The sequence below is a fragment of the Pseudonocardia broussonetiae genome (genome assembly GCF_013155125.1).
GTDB lineage: Bacteria > Actinomycetota > Actinomycetes > Mycobacteriales > Pseudonocardiaceae > Pseudonocardia > Pseudonocardia broussonetiae.
The window spans coordinates 1,289,884-1,304,868 of sequence record NZ_CP053564.1 but is presented as its reverse complement, the minus strand read 5'-3'; the positions used below and the strand labels follow the sequence as shown (position 1 = coordinate 1,304,868).

General features: G+C 75.3%; 17 protein-coding genes. 10 read left to right on the top strand and 7 right to left on the bottom strand.

The genetic code is table 11. From position 1 onward, the window contains the following. Positions 1-8: 8 nt before the first annotated feature. Complete coding sequence (locus HOP40_RS06425) at positions 9-1,043, bottom strand: 5'-3' exonuclease (RefSeq protein WP_172155579.1); 1,035 nt, start codon at positions 1,041-1,043, stop codon at positions 9-11. A gap of 152 nt (positions 1,044-1,195) precedes the next feature. On the opposite strand from HOP40_RS06425, the gene HOP40_RS06420 reads away from it, so the two are divergent. Then, positions 1,196-1,969, top strand: a complete 774-nt coding sequence (locus HOP40_RS06420; RefSeq protein ID WP_172155578.1) for a sugar phosphate nucleotidyltransferase — start codon at positions 1,196-1,198, stop codon at positions 1,967-1,969. Positions 1,970-1,972: 3 nt separating this feature from the next. Here HOP40_RS06420 and HOP40_RS06415 read toward each other — a convergent pair whose 3' ends face one another. Further along, the gene (locus tag HOP40_RS06415; protein WP_240157546.1) at positions 1,973-2,998 is read right to left on the bottom strand and encodes a sigma-70 family RNA polymerase sigma factor; all 1,026 of its coding nucleotides are present in this window, start codon (positions 2,996-2,998) and stop codon (positions 1,973-1,975) included. A gap of 72 nt (positions 2,999-3,070) precedes the next feature. On the opposite strand from HOP40_RS06415, the gene HOP40_RS06410 reads away from it, so the two are divergent. Then, a complete protein-coding gene (locus HOP40_RS06410) occupies positions 3,071-3,910 on the top strand; it encodes a CBS domain-containing protein (protein ID WP_205347108.1) in 840 nt (279 codons plus the stop codon). A gap of 7 nt (positions 3,911-3,917) precedes the next feature. Next, positions 3,918-4,388, top strand: coding sequence for a cupin domain-containing protein (locus HOP40_RS06405; RefSeq protein ID WP_172155568.1), 471 nt, complete (start codon positions 3,918-3,920; stop codon positions 4,386-4,388). 16 nt (positions 4,389-4,404) lie between these two features. On the opposite strand, the gene HOP40_RS35380 is transcribed toward HOP40_RS06405, so the two are convergent. Both HOP40_RS35380 and HOP40_RS06395 read right to left on the bottom strand, forming a co-directional pair. Then, positions 4,405-5,694: a serine/threonine-protein kinase gene (locus HOP40_RS35380; protein ID WP_240157545.1), complete on the bottom strand. Its 1,290-nt coding sequence runs from the start codon at positions 5,692-5,694 to the stop codon at positions 4,405-4,407. A 226-nt stretch (positions 5,695-5,920) separates the two neighbouring features. Beyond that, a complete protein-coding gene (locus tag HOP40_RS06395; RefSeq protein WP_172155566.1) occupies positions 5,921-6,640 on the bottom strand; it encodes an alpha/beta fold hydrolase in 720 nt (239 codons plus the stop codon). A gap of 96 nt (positions 6,641-6,736) precedes the next feature. Here HOP40_RS06395 and HOP40_RS06390 point away from each other — a divergent pair, with 96 nt between their 5' ends. Continuing rightward, positions 6,737-7,549, top strand: a complete 813-nt coding sequence (locus HOP40_RS06390; RefSeq protein ID WP_172155564.1) for a PaaX family transcriptional regulator — start codon at positions 6,737-6,739, stop codon at positions 7,547-7,549. Positions 7,550-7,643: 94 nt separating this feature from the next. Further along, the gene (locus HOP40_RS06385; RefSeq protein ID WP_240157544.1) at positions 7,644-8,360 is read left to right on the top strand and encodes a maleylpyruvate isomerase family mycothiol-dependent enzyme; all 717 of its coding nucleotides are present in this window, start codon (positions 7,644-7,646) and stop codon (positions 8,358-8,360) included. 19 nt (positions 8,361-8,379) lie between these two features. Here HOP40_RS06385 and HOP40_RS06380 read toward each other — a convergent pair whose 3' ends face one another. Continuing rightward, the gene (locus tag HOP40_RS06380) at positions 8,380-8,829 is read right to left on the bottom strand and encodes an MSMEG_6728 family protein (protein ID WP_172155562.1); all 450 of its coding nucleotides are present in this window, start codon (positions 8,827-8,829) and stop codon (positions 8,380-8,382) included. After that, complete coding sequence (locus HOP40_RS06375) at positions 8,829-9,428, bottom strand: hypothetical protein (protein ID WP_172155560.1); 600 nt, start codon at positions 9,426-9,428, stop codon at positions 8,829-8,831. Before HOP40_RS06375 ends, HOP40_RS06380 begins: the two co-directional genes overlap by 1 nt. A gap of 51 nt (positions 9,429-9,479) precedes the next feature. On the opposite strand from HOP40_RS06375, the gene HOP40_RS06370 reads away from it, so the two are divergent. The 3 genes from HOP40_RS06370 to HOP40_RS06360 all read left to right on the top strand — a co-directional run bounded on the left by HOP40_RS06370 (position 9,480) and on the right by HOP40_RS06360 (position 12,254). Next, on the top strand, positions 9,480-10,283 hold the full coding sequence (locus HOP40_RS06370; RefSeq protein ID WP_172155558.1) for a DNA-formamidopyrimidine glycosylase family protein: 804 nt from the start codon (positions 9,480-9,482) through the stop codon (positions 10,281-10,283). A 49-nt stretch (positions 10,284-10,332) separates the two neighbouring features. After that, on the top strand, positions 10,333-10,854 hold the full coding sequence (locus HOP40_RS06365; RefSeq protein WP_172155556.1) for a VOC family protein: 522 nt from the start codon (positions 10,333-10,335) through the stop codon (positions 10,852-10,854). A 362-nt stretch (positions 10,855-11,216) separates the two neighbouring features. After that, positions 11,217-12,254 carry an LCP family protein gene (locus HOP40_RS06360; protein ID WP_240157543.1) on the top strand — a complete coding sequence of 346 codons (1,038 nt, stop codon included), beginning with the start codon at positions 11,217-11,219 and terminating at the stop codon, positions 12,252-12,254. A gap of 52 nt (positions 12,255-12,306) precedes the next feature. On the opposite strand, the gene ku is transcribed toward HOP40_RS06360, so the two are convergent. Next, positions 12,307-13,239, bottom strand: coding sequence for a non-homologous end joining protein Ku (gene ku / locus HOP40_RS06355; RefSeq protein ID WP_172155552.1), 933 nt, complete (start codon positions 13,237-13,239; stop codon positions 12,307-12,309). Positions 13,240-13,266: 27 nt separating this feature from the next. Between ku and ligD the strand changes: the two genes are divergently transcribed. Together ligD and HOP40_RS06345 are read left to right on the top strand one after the other, a co-directional pair. Continuing rightward, a complete protein-coding gene (gene ligD, locus HOP40_RS06350) occupies positions 13,267-14,181 on the top strand; it encodes a non-homologous end-joining DNA ligase (protein ID WP_205347254.1) in 915 nt (304 codons plus the stop codon). 175 nt (positions 14,182-14,356) lie between these two features. Beyond that, positions 14,357-14,950, top strand: a complete 594-nt coding sequence (locus tag HOP40_RS06345; RefSeq protein ID WP_240157754.1) for a putative glycolipid-binding domain-containing protein — start codon at positions 14,357-14,359, stop codon at positions 14,948-14,950. Positions 14,951-14,985 lie beyond the last annotated feature (35 nt).

The following is a 14,985-nucleotide window of genomic DNA, read 5'->3' as shown; positions in this document are numbered from 1 at the left end:
ACCGCAGCCTAGAAGAGGGCGAGCTGGTCGACCACGGGCTTGCGGGGCAGCGGCGGGCGGCGCCGCGGCCCGGACCCCCGCGGGGACCAGCCGGTCTCCAGGTCGGTGCGGGCGGGTGGCGGGGGAGTCGAGTCGTCGTGGGCGAGCGCCCGCAGCGCCGTGGCGGCGGTCCAGGGCAGGTCCTGCTCGGCGAAGGCCGCGCGCACGGCGTCGACGGGGAGCGGCAGGCACCCGGCGCCGAGGTCGACGGGCACGTCCCCGCGCATCACCATGACCTGCCGGTTGAGCTCCCACGCCTCGCGGGCTCCGGCTGCGGCGAGCCGTCCGGCGGCGGCCGGCCCCACGGCGTCGGCGACGCGGGTGCCGCCCGCCGCGAGGTCGTCGAACGCGGCCTGTGCCCCGCCGAGCGCGGCCAGCAGCCGGGCCGCGGTGCGCGGCCCGACCCCGCGGACGCCGGGCAGGTTGTCCGAGGGGTCGCCGCGCAGCGCCGCGAAGTCGGGGTACTGGTCGGGGCGCACCCCCAGCAGCGTGACGAGCCGGTCGGGCGTGAGCACCGGGGAGGCGTCGACGCCGCCGTTGATGATCCGCAGCACGCGCGTGTGCTCGTCGATCAGCCCGAAGGCGTCTCGGTCGGAGGTCATGACCACCGTCGTCGCACCGGCGGCCGGGGCCTGGCGCGCGACGGAGGCGAGCACGTCGTCGGCCTCCCAGCCCGTCGGCACGACGACGGGGATCCCGAGCGCGCGCAGCACGTCGGCGGCGGCGTCGAGCTGCTCGACGAGCGTGGCGAGCTTCTCCGTGCGGTGCGCCTTGTACTGCGGCCAGCGCTCGCGCCGCACGCTCGCGGCCGGGTCGTCGAAGCCGACGACGACGTGGTCCGGCCCGATCCGGTCGACGGCCGCGACCAGCTGCGACAGCAGCCCGCGCACCGCCCAGCGGGGCCGCCCGTCCGCGGAGCGGAAGCCCGTGCGCGCCTGGGAGTGGAAGCACCGGTGCAGGATCGAGTTGCCGTCGACGGCGAGGACGACGCGGGCACCGGGCACGCCCCGACTCTGCCCCATCACGCCCCCGCCCGCGACGCCCCCCTTCGGCGCGCCGCTCGGTGCGGTTCGGACGGGAGCGTCACCCGTCGGGGTCGATGACCAACTCTCACGTGGCGTTAGAGTGCCGGTATGTCCGTTACCGGGGGGATCCTGTGAAGGTCGTGCTGTTCTGCGGGGGCTACGGCACCCGGATGCGTGACGGCGTCACCGACGTGCCGAAGCCGATGTTCCGCGTGGGCCCGCGCCCTCTGATCTGGCACGTCATGCGCTACTACGCGCACTTCGGGCACACCGACTTCGTCCTGTGCCTGGGCTACGGCGCCCAGTACATCAAGGACTTCTTCCTCGAGTACAACGAGACGGCGTCCAACGACTTCGTGCTCAAGGGGGGCGAGGTCGAGCTGCTGGGCTCCGACATCCAGGACTGGACGATCACGTTCGTCCAGACCGGCGAGGGCTCGCCGATCGGCGAGCGGCTGCGGCGGGTGCGCGAGCACGTCGAGGGCGAGGAGATGTTCCTGGCCAACTACGCCGACGTCCTCACCGACCTCGACCTCGACGCCATGGTCGACGACTTCGCCGCCACCGACGCGGTCGCCACCCTGCTGGCCGTCACGCCGCAGGCCTCGTTCCACTGCGTCGACCTGGCCGCCGACGGGCGCGTCTCCAGCGTCACGCCGCTGCACGAGATGCCGCTGTGGGAGAACGGCGGCTTCTTCGTGCTGCGCCCGGAGATCTTCGACTACCTGCCCGAGGGCGGCGACCTCATGGACGACGCCTGCGCGGCGCTGGCCAAGGAGGGCCGCCTGCTCGCCCACCGGCACCGCGGGTTCTGGGCGCCGGCCGACACCAACAAGGAGCGCTCGGCGCTGGAGCGCGCCTACCTCGCGGGCGACCGGCCGTGGGCGCTGTGGGAGAACGACTGACCCTCAGTCCACCGACCCGGGCAGGCCGAACGCCGCGAAGTGCCCGGCGCCGATGAACGAGACGACCTCGGCGATGCGCCCGTCGCGGACCGTGAGGACGTTGATCGACCACGGCAGGAACGGGCCGTCGCCGTCGGCGCGCAGGTAGGCGGCCACGGCCGGCTGCCCGTTGGCGGTGACGGGGCGGTGGCGCCACTGCCCGCACGAGCCCAGCGGCACGGCCACCGCGAACTCCGTGACGGCGTCGATGCCGCGGTACCAGTGCGGCAGCGGCGGCATCGACCACGTGACGTCCTCGGTGAGCAGGGCGACCAGCGCGCCGGCGTCGCCGCGCTCCAGCGCCGAGGAGTAGCCGGTGACGATCGCGCGGACGCGGGCGTCGTCGAGCTCGCGCAGCGTCTGCTGCTGGGTGCGCTCGGGCACCCGCTCCGCGACGACCCGGCGCGCCCGCTGCAGCGCGCTGTTGACCGACGCGGTGGAGGTCTGCATGAGCTCGGCGATCTCCGCGGCGGAGAAGCCGAGCACCTCGAACAGCAGCAGGGCGGCCCGCTGGTTGCCCGGCAGGTGCTGGCAGGCGGCGACGAACGCGAGCTCGACGGCCTCGCGCTGCTCGTAGCGCGCCTCCGGGGCGGCCGCGCCCGCGGCGAGCCCGACGTCGGGGTAGGGGCCGAGCCAGGCCACCTCGCCGAGCGGGGTGTCGCCGGTGACGACGTGCTCGCTGGCCGGGCCGACGTCCATCGGCAGCGCCCGCCTCCCGCGGCGCTCCACCGCCGTCAGGCAGGTGCGGGTGGCGACGGTGTAGAGCCAGGACCGCAGCGAGCTGCGGCCCTCGAACCCGGGCAGCCCCTTCCACGCCCGCACGAGCGCCTCCTGCAGGGCGTCCTCGGCGTCGTGGGTGGAGCCCAGCATCCGGTAGCAGTGCGCGTGCAGCTCGCGGCGCAGCGGGGCGACGAGCCGGGTGAACGCGGCGTCGTCGCCCGCGCGGGCGCGGCTCAGGTCGGGGTCGTCCTGCACCACCGTGTCGGTCACGGACCCGATTGTGCCCGGGACCCCCGACAGGAGGCGTGGCCGGAGCGCGGGCCCCGGACCTACGGTGGGGCCATGGCGCGAGGGGTGCGGGACGTCATGAGCACGCGGGTCGTCACGGTGCGGGGGGACGCCACCGTCGCGGTGGCGCTGGAGCGGCTGCGGCGCTTCGGGTTCAGCGCGCTGCCGGTGGTCAACGCCCGGCACCGGCTCGTCGGGGTGCTGAGCCTGCTCGACGTGCTGCGCCACCGCGAGTCCGGCGGCGACGACAGCGCGCTCGTCGAGCAGGTCATGAACCCCGACGTCCTGACGATGCCGCCGACGGCGAGCCCGTCGGTCGTGGCGCAGCGGATGCGCGCGCACGGCGAGCTGCGGGTGATGCCGGTCGTGGAGCGGGGCACCCTCGTCGGGGTCGTCACGCGCAGCGACCTGCTCCGCCCGCCGCGGCGCCGCGGCCGCTTCGACGCGCTGGTGCGGCGGGTCACCGGGCGCGACGACGCCGACGACGAGGTGCTGCTCGCGCTCACCCGGCCGGGGCGGGAGCGGCCGGCGCTCACCGCCGCCACGCCGGTGCGCGAGCTGATGACGACCGACGTCGTCACGGTGGCGCCGGGGGACGCCGTCGAGCTCGCCGTCGAGCTGCTGCTGGCGCGCCGGTTCACCGCGCTGCCCGTCGTCGACGGGGGACGGCTGGTCGGCGTCGTCAGCGAGGCCGACCTGCTCGGCGACCGCATCGCCGGGCGGCGCGGCCCGCGCACTGTCGGCGCGGTGATGACCCGGACCCCGGTGACGGTGCCGGTCGACGCCACGGTGGGCGAGGTGGTGGCTCTGGTGGCCGAGCAGGGGCTCCGGATGGTGCCGGTCGTCGACGGGCAGGCTCTGGTGGGGGTGCTGAGCCGCGGCGATCTGGTGTGATCTGCCGATGACCGCAGACGAGATCGTGCTCGGACCCCTGCCCGCCGGCATCACCCTCGCGGGCGAGGGCAACCGCATCTGGAACGTGCTCGGCCACACCTACGCGCTCAAAGCGGCGAGCGACACCAGCTTCGCCTTCGAGACGCTCGACCCGCCCGGCACCGGCGTGCCGCCGCACGTGCACACCACGCAGGACGAGCACATCTACGTGCTGGAGGGCGTGTTCACGCTCTACCTCGACGGGCAGTGGGAGAAGGCGGGCCCCGGCGACACCGTGCGGATGCCGAAGGGGCTGCCGCACGCCTACTACAACCGCAGCGACGCGAACTCCCGCGCGCTGTTCTGGGTGAGCCCGGCCGGGCGGCTCGCGCAGCTGTTCGACCGGCTGCACGACCTGACCGACCCGGCCGAGGTCGTGCGGCTCTCCGCGCTGCACGACGTCGACTTCCTGCCCCCGGGTGCGGTCGAGGGGGCCTGAGCCCCGGCCCGCTCGTCTAGAAGAACTGGCCCAGCCAGTCGGTGAACCGCTCCCACGCGCTGCGGGCGTCGTCGACGGCGCCCTCGGGGACCTGCGGGATCTCGGGCAGGTCGGTGGGGATGTCGAGGTCGGGGATGTCCGCGATGTCGGAGGGGATGTCGGGGAACGAGATGCCGCCGTCGCCGTCGCCCGCGTCGGTGCCGTCGTCGGCGTCGGTGCTCGGCTCGGTGGTCGGGTCGGCGGCGTCCTCCGTCGGCTCGGCCTCCGTCGTCTCCACCGCCGAGGACGGGGCGGCCTGCGCCGGGTCGGCCGGCTCGTCGCCGCCGCGGGTGAGGGCGAACAGCGCCACCAGGCCGACGGCGAGCACCGCGAGCCCGACCCACAGCCCGCGCCGGTCGGGGCGCTCGGGCTCCGGGGCGGCGGCGGGCGCGCTCAGCCGGGCCGCCACCTCCCGGGCGTCGGGGCGGCGTCGGGGATCGGGGTCGGTCATCGCGCGCAGCGTGCTGCGCAGCGGCTCGGGCAGCGACGCGGGGACGGGTGGGGGCCGGTCGAGCCGCTGCTCGGCGGCCGTCCAGTCGTCGCCGTCGAACACGCGGCGCCCGCGCAGCGCCTCCAGGAGCAGCAGGCCCAGGGCGTAGACGTCCGCGGGTGCGCCCACGGCCTCGCCGCGCACCTGCTCGGGGGCGAGGTAGGCGACGGTGCCGACGGCGAGGTCGGCCGACGTCAGACCCGAGTTGCCGACGAGCCGGGCGATGCCGAAGTCGGCCAGGCGCATGCGGCCGTCGCGGTCGACGAGGACGTTGGACGGCTTGACGTCGCGGTGCACCACGCCCTCGCCGTGCACGTAGGCGAGCACCTGCGCCAGCTCCAGGCCGACGCGCGTCGCGGACTCGGCGTCGTAGGGCTCGCGGGTGAGCTCCTGGGCCAGCGTGGGGCCGTCGACCAGCTCCATCACGAGGTAGGCGCGGCCGCGCTCGACGGCGTAGTCGTGGACGGCGACGAGCCCGGGGTGCCGCAGCCCGGCGAGCGTGCGGGCCTCCTCGGCGAAGCGCCGCTCCCCGTCCGGGTCGGTGCCGGGGCGGAAGACCTTGACCGCCACGGCCCGGTCGAGCCGCAGGTCCTCGGCGCGGTGGACGTCGGCCATGCCGCCGGAGCCGAGCAGCCCCTCGAGCCGGTAGCGCCCGCCGAGCACGGTGCCCGGACCGGCGCCCGGACCGGCGCCGGGGTCGAGGCGCTCGGTCGGCGGGCCGTCGAGGCGGCGCGTGGGGTCCGGGATGCGCCGGGTCGGGTCCGATCCTGGCTGCACGGGTCCTCCTGGAGCGCTCATGGCGGCACCGAACCTACCGGCGCGCGGCGCTGCGGGCCGGGAGGGCGAGGGTCGCCCGATGTGCTGACGCCCGCACCGGGCCCCGCGCTGGGGCCTCGTGCTGGGGCCTCGTGCTGGGGCCTGCGCTGGGGCCTCGCGCTGGGGCCTCGCGCGAACGGCACTCTCGCCCAACCTCGTTGGGTGAGAGTGCCGTTCGCGTGCGGGGTCAGGCCTTCAGCAGCGCCTCCGCCAGGCCCGCGGGCTGGGTGAACATCGCCTCGTGGCTGCCGGGGGCCTCGATCGCGGTGACGCCGAGCCGCTCGGGGAAGCGCGGCACCCAGCCGTACTCGCCGGGCGGAAGGGCCACGTCGTCGACGCTGAAGACGTAGGCCACGGGCACGCCGAGCGTCGCCGGGTCGATCGGCTCGACGGTCTCGGTGAAGTACTGCATCGGGTGCGGCACCAGCAGGTCGTGCACGAGCTTCTGCACGGCCTCGGGCGCGTCGGCGATGAACCCGTCGCGGAACACCTCGAAGGGCAGCGTCACCGTGTTGTTCCCGGACGCGGCGGCCACTCCGGCGAACAGCTCCTGGTAGGGCGGGGGCACCTCGTCGTAGAGCGAGCGGCCGGCCGCGGGCACGAACGCGCTCCAGTAGACGACCTTCTTCAGCCGGGACGCCAGGCGCGGCGCCGCGCCGGTGATCGGGTAGCCGCCCCAGCTGTGCCCGACCAGCGTCACGTCGTGCAGGTCGCGGCTCTCGACGTACTCGACCACGAAGTCCACGACGTCGGACAGGTGCAGGCCGGTGGGGTCGTCCCCGTCGGCGACGCCCGGCAGGGTGGGCGTGTGCACGGTGTGCCCGGAGGCGCGCAGGTGCTGGGCGACCGGACGCCAGGCCCATCCGCCGTGCCACGCCCCGGTGATCAGGACGAACGTCTCGGCCATCATGTGCTCCCAGCTGCGGGGGGTCGGGTGATCGGCGCCATCATGGGGCGGGGGCGCAACGGCCGTCAACGGAACGGCACGGGAGGGGTGGGCCGGGTGAAGGCGCGATCACTGGTGTTCGACCTGTTCGGCGACTACCTGCGCTACCGCGGCGGCGAGGTCCGGCTGCGCACGCTCACGGCGCTGATGGCCGGCTTCGACGTCCCCGAGACGACGGTGCGCGTGGTCGCGACGCGGCTGCGCAAGGAGGGCTGGCTGGCCAGCCGCCGCGACGGCCGCGAGACCACCTACGTGCTCACCGACACGGCGTGGCGGCTGCTCGACGAGGGCCGCTCCCGCATCTTCGACCGCGCCACCGGCCCCTGGGACGGGCAGTGGCACATGGTCATCTACTCGGTGCCGGAGACGGAGCGGGCGCTGCGCGAGCAGCTGCGCAAGAAGCTGTCCTGGCTCGGTTTCGGGCCGCTGTCGTCGTCGGTCTGGCTCAGCCCGCACGACCGGACCGCGCAGGTGAAGGCGGACTTCGCCGACCGGCCCTCGGTCCGGCTCGACGCCTTCCGCGCCCGGTCCGACGGCGTCGGCGCCGACCGCGACATGGCGGCCCGCTCGTGGGACCTCGCGGGCCTCGACCGCGACTACGCCGCCCTGCTCGCCGCCTACCGCCCCCGGCTGGGCCGCTACCGCGCCGGGGAGCTGCGCGGGGCGCAGGCGCTGGTCGAGCGGATGCGGCTGATGCACGACTACCGGCTCTTCCCGTTCCGCGACCCCGACCTGCCGCCCGAGCTGCTGCCCCCGGGGTGGTCGGGACGCGCGGCGCACGAGGTGTTCCTGGAGGCGCACGGGCTGCTGCGGGCCCCGGCCGAGGAGTTCGTCGACGAGGTGGCCGACGGGGCGCGCGAGGCATCGTGAGGTGTGGGCCGCGCCGGGCGCGGTACCCGGCGGTACGGGCCGTGTGGCACGGTTCGGGCGGCCGGAGGCACCGGCCGGGGAGGTGGGGGGCCGCGTGAGACGCGACGTGACGGCGACGCTGCCGTGGATGGGTGCCGGCACGGAGTTCCTCGTGCAGCTCGTCGACGCCCTGCCCGACGACGCCCTGCGCGCCCCCAGCGCGCTCCCCGGGTGGAGCCGCGCGCACCTCATCGCGCACGTGGCCCGCAACGCGGAGGCGCTGACCCGGCTGGCCACCTGGGCCCGCACCGGCGTCGAGACGCCGATGTACGCCGACGCCGAGCAGCGCGCCGCCGAGATCGAGTCGTCCGCGCAGCGCCCGGCCGAGACGCTGCGCCGGGAGCTGACGAGCACCGCCGAGGACCTCGACGTCGCCCTGGCCGCGCTCGACGACCGCACCTGGCAGAACACGGTCCGCAGCGCGCTGGGCCGCGCCCTCCCGGCGGCGGAGATCCCGTGGATGCGGGTGCGCGAGGTGTGGCTGCACTCCGTCGACCTCGCGTCGGGCACGACCGTGTCGGACCTGCCGCCCGAGGTCGTCGACACCCTGCTCGACGACGTCACCGGCGTCCTGAGCAGCAGGGACGGTTGCCCGTCGGCGACGCTGACGGCCACCGACCGCGACCGCACCTGGCGCCTGGGACCCGACGGGGGCGGGGTCGAGGTCCACGGACCCGCCGCGCAGCTGCTCGGCTGGGTCACCGGCCGGACCGGCGGCGCGGCGCTCACCGCGCTCGGCGGCGAGCTCCCGGTGCCGCCGCGCTGGCTGTGAGCCCCGGCTCCGGGACGGGTCAGACCGGCCAGAAGTACGGCAGCTCCGGGTCGACGTCGGGGAACTGCGGCCCGTAGAACTCCGGGTCCTTGCGCACCAGCGCCGCGCGGTGGCTGCGGTGCACCCGCTCGTCGCCGATCCAGTCGGGCAGCAGCGCGAGCCGGGCCAGCGCGGCCTGGGTGCGCGGCGGCGGCCGGCCCGCCTCGGCGAGGTCGGCGCCGATCGTGGCCGCGCAGGTGTCGCCGTGCCCGCGGGTCACCCACTCGTCGCAGGTCGCGAGCCCGTACGCGGCGACGCCGTCGGGGAACCCGGCCCACATCCGGACGGCCGGGTGCCGCTTCCAGCCGTAGGTGTGCCGGGTGACGGCCCGCAGCACCTGCAGGGCCTCGACGCGCTGCTTGCCCAGGCGCTTGAGGTCGAGCGCGGCGGCGCTCCGGGCGAAGTCGGGGTAGGGCAGGAACGTCTGCATCAGCCGCTCCGGACCAGCGTCACCACCCGGGTCAGCGACGGGACCCGCGGCGTCGACCCGAACCCGAACCGGACGGGCGGGTCGACCGGCGCCACCCCGCCCTGGTCGGCCCCCTCCCAGACGACGCTCGCCGACGTGACGCGGTGCAGGTCGAGCGCGCCGTAGAACTCCTCGCGCCCGCCCGCCGCACTGCCCCGGGTGCGCACGCCGGGCAGGACGCGCCGGGCGACGAGGTCGATGAGCGAGATCCACCGCGGGTCGGTCGCGACCGGGCGGGGGACCGCGCGCAGCAGCGCCCCGAGCACGGGCCGCCGCCCGACCGTGAAGGCGAGCGCGAGCGGCGCGGCGTCGACCTCCCAGCGCGTGCCGTCGGTCCGGCTGCGCACCGGGCCCACCCGCACCTCGTCGAACAGGTAGGTGCCCGCCACGAACTCCGCCACCGCGCCGGAGGGCGCGAGCAGCAGCCGGTGCCCGTCGGGCCGCTCCACCATGACGTCGGTGAACGGGCCCAGTGGGGAGCGCGGCCAGATCCCGGCGACGACCCGCAGGCCGTGCCCCGTACCGAGGCCGGCGATCCAGCCGTCGAAGCGATCGATCACGCCCGTGTGTACCCCGTGCCCCGCCGGGACACCCCCGGCGGGGAGGTGGGCATGGCGGAGGGCGACAGCATCGCGCGGCTGGCCGCCCGGCTGCACGGGCAGCTCGCCGGCGCGTCGATCGTCCGCAGCGATCTGCGGCACCCGCGCTGGGCGACCGTCGACCTCGGCGGGCAGCGGATCACCGGCTGGCACCCGCGCGGCAAGCACCTGCTGATGCGCACCGACGCCGGGTGGACGCTGCACTCGCACCTGCGGATGAGCGGGAGCTGGTCGGTGCTGGGGGTGGGGAAGCGGCTGCCCCGGGCCGTCGCGCGCGACCTGCGCGTGGCCCTGCACCTCGACGACGGGCGCACCGCGGCGGGCGTCGCGCTGCCGGTGCTGACCGTCGTCCGCACCCGCGACGAGCACCGCGTGGTCGGCCACCTCGGACCCGACCTGCTCGCCGACGACCCGGACCTCGACCTCGCCGCGGCCCGGCTGCGCGCCGATCCCGCGCTGCCCGCCGTCGTCGCCCTGCTCGACCAGCGGCGGGTCGCGGGGCTGGGCAACATGTGGGCGCAGGAGCTGCTGTTCCTGGAGCGCACGAGCCCGTGGCGGCCCGTCGGGGAGGTCGACGTCGTCCCGCTGCTGGCGCGCGGCCGCGACCTGCTGCGCGACGCGGTGGCCGTCAACCACCGGCAGATCACCACCGGCGACCCCCGGCCGGGGCGGCGCCACTGGGTCTACGGTCGGGCGCGCCGACCCTGCTTCCGGTGCGGCACCCCGGTGGCCTTCGCGCCGCCGGAGCGCACCCCGCACGGCCGCGAGACGTGGTGGTGCCCGCGCTGCCAGCCGGATGGCGCGGGAATGTTGTAGATGCAACTATCGTTGCCGGGACACCTGATCACGACGGAAGGAACCTCCGATGCCACAGCCCGAGGGTGCCGAGCTCGACGCCGTCCGCGCGCGCCGCGCGGAGCTCAAGGAGAAGTACCTGCGTCCGGCGGCCGAGCGGCCCCGCTCGACGGTCAAGGGCGTCCACCACGCCGCGCTGATCTGCAAGGACGTCGAGGAGACGATCCGCTTCTACCAGGACCTGCTCGGGTTCCCGCTGGTCGAGCTCGTGGAGAACCGCGACTACAACGGGTCGAGCCACTTCTTCTTCGACATCGGCAACCGCAACCTGCTGGGCTTCTTCGACTTCCCCGGCCACGACCACCCGGACTTCTCCGAGACGATCGGCGCCGTGCAGCACATCGCGCTGTCGACCTCGCCCGAGGAGTTCGCGGCCGTCCGCGCCCGGTTGGACGAGGCGGGCGTGGAGTACATCGGTCCCGACCGCGGCATCGACAACAGCCTCTACATCCGCGACCCCAACGGCGTCGGCATCGAGTTCTACAACGAGGAGCTGGGCGTCTTCGAGGGTGAGCCGCTGCTCAACTCCTGATGGCCGGGAACCCCGGCGCCGCTCCGCACGTCCGACCGGGTGAGACCGCGCGCGTATCCTGACCGCCGGCCGATAGATGGTGGGGGCAGATGGACGACGGACGACCGCCGCGCCGGGGAACCCCCGGATGGGGCGACCCCCGGCGCCCCCGGCAGCCCGGCTCCGGCGGTGGCTCCGGCGGAGGCTCGGGCGGAGGGCGCCCGCTGCCGCCGTCCTGGCCGCCGTCGGCCACGCCGCAGTCCCCTCCGGGCCAGTCGCCTCCGGGCCAGTCCCCGCCCCGCCCGGCTCCGCCGCGTCCGGCGTCCCCGCAGCAGGGGTACCGGCCGACGGTGGCGGGCGGGCGGAGGGCGCCCGAGACGTCCGTGCTGCCGCCCGAGCGGACGGGCCGTCCGGCGCGCCCGTCGGACCGCCGCCCCTCCGGCCCGCCGCCGCGCCGCCCGGCCGGCACCCGGCCCCCGACCCGGCGCCCCGACTGGGGCCGCCGCATCCGCACCGGCCTCGTCGTCCTGCTGGTGCTGGTCGTCGGCTTCGCGGTCTACATCGACGTGTCGCTGGACCGCGTCGCCGCCCTGCCCGACGAGAGCGCCAACAGCACCTCGGGCACCAACTACCTCATCGTCGGCTCCGACAGCCGCGCCGACCTCACGCCCGAGCAGCGCGCCGAGCTCGCCACCGGCGACCCGGAGTCCGAGCTCACCGACACGATCATGCTGCTGCACACCGGCAGTGGGCCGTCGACGCTGGTGAGCATTCCGCGCGACTCGCTGGTCGAGATCCCGGGCCACGGCCGCCACAAGATCAACTCAGCGTACGGGCGCGGGGAGCGCGATGCGCCCGGCAGCGGCCCCGGGCTGCTCGTGAGCACGGTCGAGGGCGCCACCGGCCTGCACATCGACCACTACGTGCAGATCGGGTTCACCGGCTTCGTCAACGTCGTCGACGCCGTGGGCGGCGTCGACCTGTGCGTGCCGGAGGCCATCACCGACCCGAAGGCCGCGCTCGACATCGAGGCCGGCTGCCAGACCCTCGACCAGGCCACCGCGCTGGGCTACGTCCGCACGCGCGCCACGGCGTCGTCGGACTTCGGGCGGGTCGAGCGCCAGCGCGCGTTCATCGCCGCGCTGCTGCAGAAGGTCACGAGCCCCACGACGCTGCTCAACCCGTTCCGGATCGTCCCGCTGGCCACGGGCCTGTCCAGCGCGATCACCGTCGACGAGGGCGACCACGTCTGGAACCTGGCCTTCTTCGGCCTGGCCATGCGCGGGGTCTCCGACGGCGGCGTCACCACCACCGTCCCGGTGCGCGACGGCGCCGTGAACTGGGACCGCGACCGGGCGAGCGCCCTGTTCCAGACCCTCGCCGACGACGGCGTGCCCAGCGGCACCCAGCTCGGCCCCTGACCCCTCGTGAGTGGGAACCGTGGCCAGGGCCACGGTTCCCACTCACGGGTCGTCAGGCCGGCTTGCGCGTGCGCTTGCGGGGCGCCGACTCCTCGTCGTCGGACTTCTTCGCCGCCGACTTGCGGGCCGCGGGCTTGCGCGCCGGCTTCGGCTTCTCGGCGGGCTCCTCGGCCTTGGTCTCCTTGGCCGGGGCGGCGTCGGGCTTGCCCGCCCGCGCGGCCTCGACGCTGCGCTGCAGGGCCGTGAGCAGGTCGGTCATCGAGTCGCCCTCGTCGGACTTCTCGGCGACCGGCGCGGGCCGCGTCTCGCCCGTGGAGCGCTTCTGCTCGATCATCGCGACCACCGCGTCGCGGTAGTCGTCGTGGAAGGCCGACGGGTCGAAGTCGGCGCCCAGGCTCTCCACCAGCGACGCCGCCATCTGCAGCTCCTGCGGGCGGAGCTCCACGTCGGCGTCGAGGATGTCGAACTCGGGCTCGCGCACCTCGTCGGGCCACAGCATCGTCTGCAGCACGATCGCCTTGCCGCGCACGCGGAGCAGCGCGATGCTCTCCCGCTGCCGCAGCGCCACCTTCACGACGGCCATCCGGTCGGTGTCGATCAGCGCCTCGCGCAGCAGGGCGTAGGGCTTGGCCGCCTTCGCGTCGGGCTCGAGGTAGTAGGACTTCTCGAACAGCAGCGGGTCGATCTGGTCGGCCGGCACGAACTCGATGACGTCGATCTCGTGCCCGGTGGCGGTGGGCAGGGAGTCGATGTCCTCCTCGGTGAGCGTGATCAGCTCGCCGTCCTCGGTCTCGTAGCCCTTGACGATGTCGGCGTACTCGACCTCCTCGCCGTCGAGCGAGCAGGTGCGCTTGTACTTGATCCGTCCACCGTCGGCGCCGTGCACCTGGTGGAACCGGATGTCGTGGTTGGTCGTGGCCGCGTACGCCTTCACCGGCACGCTCACCAGCCCGAAGGACACGGCACCGCTCCACATCGCCCGCATGGATGTCAGCATGACGGCGTGCAGCCCATGCTCGCCACCCCTGGAGCCCTTCCGAGCGGCCCGGGATGGATCTACGAGGTGAAGTGGGACGGGATGCGCGTGCTCGCCGACGTCGTCGACGGGGTGCTCACGCTCCGCAGCCGCGACGGCGCCGACGTCACCACGCACTTCCCCGAGCTGCGCGACCTGCGCGCGCTCGCCCCCGACGTGCTGCTCGACGGCGAGGTCGTGCTGCTGGACAACGGCGTCCCGAGCTCCGCGGCGCTGGCCGCGCGGCTGCACCGCGCGATCGACGAGCGCACCGCGCGGGCCCGCCCCGTCACGTTCATGGCGTTCGACGTGATGCGCCTCTACGGCGTGCCGCTGCTCGACCGCCCCTTCCACGAGCGTCGCGCCACCCTGGAGCGTCTCGACGCGGCGGCGGCGCCCACGCTGTCGCTCTCGCCGACCTACACCGACGGGCCCACGCTGCTCGCCGTCACCGCGGAGCGGGGGATGGAGGGGGTCGTCGCGAAGCGGCGCGAGGCGCCCTACCGGCCGGGGGAGCGCAGCGCGGGCTGGGTGACGGTGTCGCACCGGCGCACGCAGGCGTGCCTGGTCGGGGGCTGGCGCGAGGGCACCGACCCGTCCCGGATCGGGTCGCTCCTCCTCGGCGTGCTGAACCGGCACGGCCTGGCGTTCGCCGGAGGCGTGGGGTCCGGGCTCGGCGACGACGCGACGCAGCGGGCGCTCGGCCCGCGGCTGGCGGCCGTCGCGGCGCCGTCGCCACCGTTCGCGGAGAAGCTCGAACGGGCCGACGCGGCGGGCGTGCACTGGTGCGAGCCGGGCGTCGTCGTCGACGTCGAGCACCTCGGCTGGACCGACACCGGCCGGCTGCGCCACCCCGTCCTGCGCGGCCTGCGCGACGACCTGGAGCCCGCCGACGCCGTGCGCGGGAGCTGAGGGGCCCGGACCTGATCGGCACGGTGCTGGTGAGATGCCCGCGCGCTGGTGCAGGATGGCGCCGACGCTCGAGAAGGGGGCTACCGACCGTGGTGCGACGCAGATGTGACCCGCCCCCTCACCCGGAGGGCGCGCCGCGGTGCCCGGTGCAACTACGGTGGTCCGCGTGACGACCATGCTGACCTGGCAGGCCGAGGACGGCCACGGGCTCGAAGGCACCCGGCTGCTGCTCGGGGCCGGTGGCGGATTCCGCGCACTGGGCCGGATGGTCCGCACCGGGCCCGACGGCGACTACACCGCGTCCTACCGGCTCGTCGTCGCCGACGACGGCACGGTGGAGCGCCTGTCGGTGACCAGCGCCACCGCCCAGCGGGAGCGGCACCTCACGCTGAACCGCACCGAGGACGGCTTCTGGCTGCTCGACACGGGCTCCGGCGGCACCCGCGCGCCGTTCGGCGGTGCGGTCGACGTCGACCTCGCGCACAGCCCGATGTTCAACACGGTGCCGATCCGGCGCCTGGGGCTGCACACCGGGGTCGGCACGCACACGCTGCCGATGGCGTTCGTGACGCTGCCCGGGCTGGAGGTGCAGGAGGTGGAGCAGGTCTACGAGACCGTCTCCGTCCTCGACGACGCCGGCGCCGCCTGCGTCGCGTTCCGCTGGGACGACTTCGGCGCGGAGCTCACGGTCGACGCCGACGGCGTGGTGCAGCGCTACCCGGGCGTGGCCGCCCGCCTCACCCCGGTGGCACCGGGGGCGACGACCTAGAAGACCCGCGAGTCGGGCTCTCGCTGCGACCGAGT

Excerpts from the sequence above, each read along its gene's own strand:
- HOP40_RS06410 (WP_205347108.1), top strand. The coding sequence starts at position 3,071 with ATGGCGCGAGGGGTGCGGGACGTCATGAGCACGCGGGTCGTCACGGTG.
- HOP40_RS06405 (WP_172155568.1), top strand. The coding sequence starts at position 3,918 with ATGACCGCAGACGAGATCGTGCTCGGACCCCTGCCCGCCGGCATCACC.
- HOP40_RS06395 (WP_172155566.1), bottom strand. The coding sequence starts at position 6,640 with ATGGCCGAGACGTTCGTCCTGATCACCGGGGCGTGGCACGGCGGATGG.
- HOP40_RS06380 (WP_172155562.1), bottom strand. The coding sequence starts at position 8,829 with ATGCAGACGTTCCTGCCCTACCCCGACTTCGCCCGGAGCGCCGCCGCG.
- HOP40_RS06370 (WP_172155558.1), top strand. The coding sequence starts at position 9,480 with ATGGCGGAGGGCGACAGCATCGCGCGGCTGGCCGCCCGGCTGCACGGG.
- HOP40_RS06365 (WP_172155556.1), top strand. The coding sequence starts at position 10,333 with ATGCCACAGCCCGAGGGTGCCGAGCTCGACGCCGTCCGCGCGCGCCGC.
- ku (WP_172155552.1), bottom strand. The coding sequence starts at position 13,239 with ATGCGGGCGATGTGGAGCGGTGCCGTGTCCTTCGGGCTGGTGAGCGTG.
- ligD (WP_205347254.1), top strand. The coding sequence starts at position 13,267 with ATGCTCGCCACCCCTGGAGCCCTTCCGAGCGGCCCGGGATGGATCTAC.
- HOP40_RS06345 (WP_240157754.1), top strand. The coding sequence starts at position 14,357 with ATGCTGACCTGGCAGGCCGAGGACGGCCACGGGCTCGAAGGCACCCGG.